The following is a 2,410-nucleotide window of genomic DNA, read 5'->3' on the forward strand; positions in this document are numbered from 1 at the left end:
ATTATGGCTGCACCTGTACCTAAAGTATATCATACGGAGCTTGGCAAGTAATATGATAACTATGAATTTAAATTTTTCGTTTTAAGATCAGAAGAACTTAAAAAACTACAAGCTATCAATAAGAACAATGGTAAAGCAGAAGATGTTTTACAGCAGTTTTATCGATTTGTTAATGGTGGAATACAGCAATATAAGGTGGCTTATGATATATATAAAGTGCTAACGCATCAATCGCAAAACAAGTATCTGGCAGGCCGGCGAAGTGAGGCAAACGGTGCAATTACCAGTATAAGTGAAAGTGCTGAATATATATAAATCATACTTGCAAGAAAGTGCTTGTTATAGGGCAAACTGAGTGCAGAAATGTTTAGCCAATGCACGTGCGTATAAATTGGACTGGCACCAGGTATACTGCCGTTGATAGCGAGCCAAAAGCAGTTGCAGCTACGACATGTAAAGTCAATTGAATGAAGAAAGGGTTGCCTGAAGGGTAGCCCTTTTCTCTTCGCGTGTATACAGCCTGCTTAACAGCAGCAAAAGCAGAATAAAACAAACTTATGAAGAACATACTTATTTTTGGCGATAGCCTGACGGCAGGTTATGGCTTGCCGGCCTCACAAGCTTATCCGAATTTAATTCAGGAGCGGCTACAGCAGGAGGGCTTTAAGGAGTATAAGGTAATTGGAGCAGGCCTGAGTGGGGATACAACATCTGGCGGTATTTATAGGATTGAGCGCTGGTTACAGGAGCCGGTTACTATTTTTATACTTGCGCTAGGTGCAAACGATGGGCTCCGTGGTATTCCGGCCCGTGAAACGAGCCACAACCTTCAGGCTATTATAGATAAAGTAAGAAACAGGTATCCTGAAGTGAAAGTAATTCTCTCAGGTATGGAAATACCTGATATTGTACCCGGGCGTTATGCTGCTGAGTTCAGAAAGCTGTTCCGGGAGCTTGCCCTGAAAAATAACGTACACTTCATTCCTTTTTTGTTGGAAGGAGTGGTAGGTAACCGGCACCTGAACCTGCCAGACGGCGTGCACCCTAATGCAGAGGGGCAGAAGGTGCTGGCGCAACATACTTGGGTGGTTTTAAAAGAACTCCTGCAATAGCCTGATACCACCACAGTCCGTTGGATAAGTATAAAGTATACCTAACCAGCGGACTGTGGTGGTTTTGAATTAAGAGCCTGTTTAAAATCCATCCTTTCCATTTAGCTTTCGCTTGCAAAAACGAAAAATACACATGCTCTAAAAGTTATATTGAATTGTTGTTGTTATGCTCTAGCTGATAGGCCTTGGCCTGTTCCATCTGCGCACGAAGCTCTTTTGATGTGTTACGTGCCCAAAGTGTGAAGGCTGTAGCGTCAGCTTCTTCCACATCGTTTAGGTTGCTTTCGAATTGATCTATGGCATCTTGCTGCGCTTTGGTCACGCTTTCCCAGTACTCTTTGTCAAATTCATTTGCATCGGCATTTCTGGCTTCTTCCAGATGCTCCTGTTGGTCACTCTCCAGTTGCTGTGGCACGTTTACGCCATACTGCTGTGCCAACTCCTGAAGCTCCTGCTGTTTTGTAGTATACCAGTCTGTTAATTGCTGCCCGTAGGTTCTGGCGTTTTCAGAATTTCCTTTTGTCGTTGCCATTCGGCCCAGCTCTATCTGTAGCATATTGTTGCGGGCAGCAAAGGCTAATAACTCTTTATTCTCATCTGTTATGGTGCTGTCTACACCTGCCACAGTTGGTGTGCCTGTCTGATTTGTAGCTTCGGTATTGCCTTCGCCGGAGCCACAGGAGGTAAAGGCTAAAGTACCTGCCAGGCAACAGCCTATCATCATCAATTTCTTCATCTTTTCGTATACGTTGGGTTGAACTAGATTTCTATTCCATAGCATACGAGACTTTTATATTTTGTTTTCTGTGCGGCTTATTGCTTGTAGTTCCAGGATGGCATTTAGAGAGGGAATGGACAGTGGTTTTTTTATAAATCCAACCACAACATCATACTTCCTTGCACGCTCAACGTGTTCCTGATCATCCGAAGAAGTGAACATGGAAATGAAGGAGTTGTAGCGCTGGGGATAACCTAATTCATAATAGCTGGCAAGAAAATCAAAGCCGTCAAGCTTAGGCATACTTATGTCCAGCAAAATAAGGTCAGGAAAAGCTGTGTCTTGGTTTACTTCTGCATCGCGCAAAAAATCCAATGCTTCTGGCACACTGTGGCAAACAGAAACAAGTTTGCTCACATCTGCATCTTCCAAAATTATTTGAGAGAATAAGTTATTTATCTGATCATCATCAATAATGAGGATGTGTTGCAGTTTGTGCATAACAGGAAATATTGTTTAAATATTCTATCAAGGTCTACCTTTATAGGGTAAAGGTTGAGCCAATTGTTATACTATCAAG

The 2,410-nt window shown here is 42.6% G+C and carries 3 protein-coding genes; 1 reads left to right on the forward strand and 2 read right to left on the reverse strand.

The features are described from left to right. Positions 1–557: 557 nt before the first annotated feature. Positions 558–1,112, forward strand: a complete 555-nt coding sequence (locus tag ACFQ2O_RS21230) for an arylesterase (protein WP_377532824.1) — start codon at positions 558–560, stop codon at positions 1,110–1,112. Between the two features lie 145 nt (positions 1,113–1,257). Here ACFQ2O_RS21230 and ACFQ2O_RS21235 read toward each other — a convergent pair whose 3' ends face one another. Further along, on the reverse strand, positions 1,258–1,848 hold the full coding sequence (locus ACFQ2O_RS21235; RefSeq protein ID WP_377532826.1) for a DUF4142 domain-containing protein: 591 nt from the start codon (positions 1,846–1,848) through the stop codon (positions 1,258–1,260). Positions 1,849–1,902: 54 nt separating this feature from the next. Next, positions 1,903–2,331: a response regulator gene (locus ACFQ2O_RS21240; protein ID WP_377532828.1), complete on the reverse strand. Its 429-nt coding sequence runs from the start codon at positions 2,329–2,331 to the stop codon at positions 1,903–1,905. Positions 2,332–2,410: the final 79 nt, after the last annotated feature.

The sequence above is a fragment of the Pontibacter rugosus genome (genome assembly GCF_042678745.1).
Classification (GTDB): domain Bacteria; phylum Bacteroidota; class Bacteroidia; order Cytophagales; family Hymenobacteraceae; genus Pontibacter; species Pontibacter rugosus.

Coding starts and splice junctions, on each gene's coding strand:
- ACFQ2O_RS21235 (WP_377532826.1), bottom strand. CDS start 1,848: ATGAAGAAATTGATGATGATAGGCTGTTGCCTGGCAGGTACTTTAGCC.
- ACFQ2O_RS21240 (WP_377532828.1), bottom strand. CDS start 2,331: ATGCACAAACTGCAACACATCCTCATTATTGATGATGATCAGATAAAT.
- ACFQ2O_RS21230 (WP_377532824.1), top strand. CDS start 558: ATGAAGAACATACTTATTTTTGGCGATAGCCTGACGGCAGGTTATGGC.